We start from the raw sequence: 2,533 nt of genomic DNA, 5'->3' as shown, positions 1-2,533 counted from the left end.
TATATAAAATGATTATACAAATAGGCTTAAAATTTGTAAAAGATAAGAAGAGCTGGAATGGGATAGATTCCAGTCGTCATTTTAAATTGTATCTAAGGAGTAAGAAATCATGCCAAAAACGTTATTTCTTTGGCTTTTGGCAGTCCTAAGCTTGGGACTTGTAAAAACGCCTCAAGCTAAGACAACGGAGCAATCTTTGAAGTCTAAAATGGTGGCAATTCAGATTAGCCAAAAGATTCAGGACCATGTCAAGAAAGATGAAGCGACAAGGGTGGCTGTAGAAACTATGACCTTTGATTAGATGATGCAAATCATTGCGTAAGAAAGGAGAAAGCTATGTTAAGAATTTTTATCCGAATGGTATACAGAAGTATCGCCTATGCGATTGTTGAAGCTAAATAGAAAGGAAATATCATGAAAAAATCATTTATTCTAACACTTTTAACGATTATAACTCTAGGACTCTTCCGACCGGTTACAGCCTTGGCTGAAGAACAGAAGCTGCCGTCTGGTACGGACCGTGACAAAATCGGTCAGAAAATCGAAAGTTTTGTCAAGGAACATGAAAAAACAACAGCTGGTTTAGCGACGACGGTCTTTGATAAGGATGGCACCATCTACAAAGGAAACTTTGGCTATATGAACAAGGAAAAGAAAGTCAAAACGGATGATAGCAGCGTTTTTGAATGGGGATCGGTTACCAAGCTGACGGTTTGGGTCTCCGTCATGCAGCTCTGAGAAGAGGGAAAGATTGACCTAGAGGAAGACATCCGCACCTATCTGCCAGAGGGATTTTTAAAAAACCTTCGCTATGACAAGCCGATCACTATGATTGATCTCATGAACCATCAGGCGGGATTTAGCGAGTCAATTCAGGGCTATAAGGAAGAGACAGGATTGACAATTGAGGAAAGCTTAGCCACTAATCAGCCAACCCAGTCCTACGAACCCGGCACCATGACTAGCTACTCAAACTTCTCTGCCGGTTTGGCGAGCTATATCGTCGAGCGAATCTCCGGACAGGACTTCTCTGCCTATGTCCATGAGCATATCTTTCAGCCATTAGAGATGAATGATACAGCTATGTCTTCAGATTTGAAGGATAATCTTAAGGTTTATAAGAAGCGAATGGAGGCCTTGTCCTATAGTGCAGATGGTCAGACTTCGAAGGGGACTGCCTATTTATACTCAGCGCTCTATCCAATGGGAAATGCTGCCTCTACCATGGCTGACTTTCAGAAGTTTGCCCAAGCGCTTTTGAAGAAAGAGAAGCTCTTCCAGCGAGCTGAGACTTGGGCGACCCTATACACAGTGACCTCGACCTATCCAGGGACAGAGCTGCCGCTCAATATGCACGGTTTCTGGGCTACAGAGTTTGGCATGACTGTTGTCGGCCATAGCGGTAATACCTTGGGGTATTCCTCTTTCATCCTGCTAGACTTGAAAAATGGCATCGGTATGACTATCATGACGAATCAAGAACACGAATTCGTCTACAACCATGAGATGCCGGCTTTGGTCTTTGGACCTAAGAAAAAGACGGACTCAGCCACCTTTGACAAATTCCAGTCTGGAAATTACCGATCTACTCGCTACTTTGCCAGTGGTCCTATGTCTATCTCTAGAAGCTTATTCCTTTATACTCGTTTTGTCAAGAAATCCGAGGATAATCCACTTTTGAGTCAGGATTTTTCAGTAGTCAGCGGCAGCGGAGATAAGGCCAAGGTGACAGCTTCCTATGGAGGTTATTTCAGAGTCAAGGATAGCGAAATTTTGGCAGACTGGGCCATGCTTATTTCAGCGGCAGTAGGAATTGTTTTCGGTATCATTCTCTTTTTGGTACGGGGTGGTTTAGATCTTTTTCGATTGGTATTCAAAAAAGGCCAGCCTAAAACACCTAAGAAACTTCGGATTTGGACTTATCTGACCTCTTTAGCGGCAGTAGGAGTGGCTTTAAATTTCTATGGCCTTGTTGCAGCTTTTCTAGCAAGTAATCGTAGTTACCCCTATAGCATATGGCCTTATATAGTCTTTGCAGTTCTAGGTTTAATCTTAGCAGGATGTGCCATCTACCCGTTCTTGAGTAAGGCTAAAAAGGGACTTGGCAAAGGTCGGCTCTTATTGACAATCATGACGAGTCTATCTGCTCTCGCTATCGTAGCTAACATTCTTTATTGGTCGCTCTACCAGTGGTGGGCATTGTGATTATTTTCCCGCTTTCTTTTTGGGAATGGACTGTCTCATGAGGTAAACCGTTTGATTAATTCTTTTTACAATCTTAAGGTTAGTGATTTTTCAACAGGAACTGAAGTACAATAGCTGTCTTTTATGCAGAGCGCGGCTAAACGAGGCAAAAAATTAAGGACCTTATCAGACTACAAAAAGCAAGCAGATAAAATCAAACCATTTAAAGGAGAAAATTCTATGACCAATGAAACAAGAATAGAACCACAACCAAAACTAGTCTGGCCGTTCCTAGCCTGGAACTTCGGCTGGACTTGGGGATTTATGTTGCTAGCTATCATTCTCAAAA

Annotated in this window: 1 protein-coding gene and 2 pseudogenes; all 3 read left to right on the top strand. The window is 42.4% G+C overall.

The window, feature by feature from the left end; genetic code table 11:
- The first annotated feature begins 109 nt into the window (after positions 1 to 109).
- Positions 110 to 301 carry a hypothetical protein gene (locus QZ169_RS11535; RefSeq protein ID WP_295507174.1) on the top strand — a complete coding sequence of 64 codons (192 nt, stop codon included), beginning with the start codon at positions 110 to 112 and terminating at the stop codon, positions 299 to 301.
- Between the two features lie 113 nt (positions 302 to 414).
- Positions 415 to 2,205 (top strand): annotated as a pseudogene (locus QZ169_RS11530) (serine hydrolase).
- A gap of 123 nt (positions 2,206 to 2,328) precedes the next feature.
- A pseudogene (locus tag QZ169_RS11525) lies at positions 2,329 to 2,533 on the top strand (CPBP family intramembrane glutamate endopeptidase); the annotation flags it as partial.

The organism is uncultured Streptococcus sp., assembly GCF_905372115.1.
Taxonomy (GTDB): Bacteria; Bacillota; Bacilli; order Lactobacillales; family Streptococcaceae; genus Streptococcus.
Note: the sequence above shows the minus strand (reverse complement) of the source record. Positions and strands in the feature narration are given on the sequence as shown.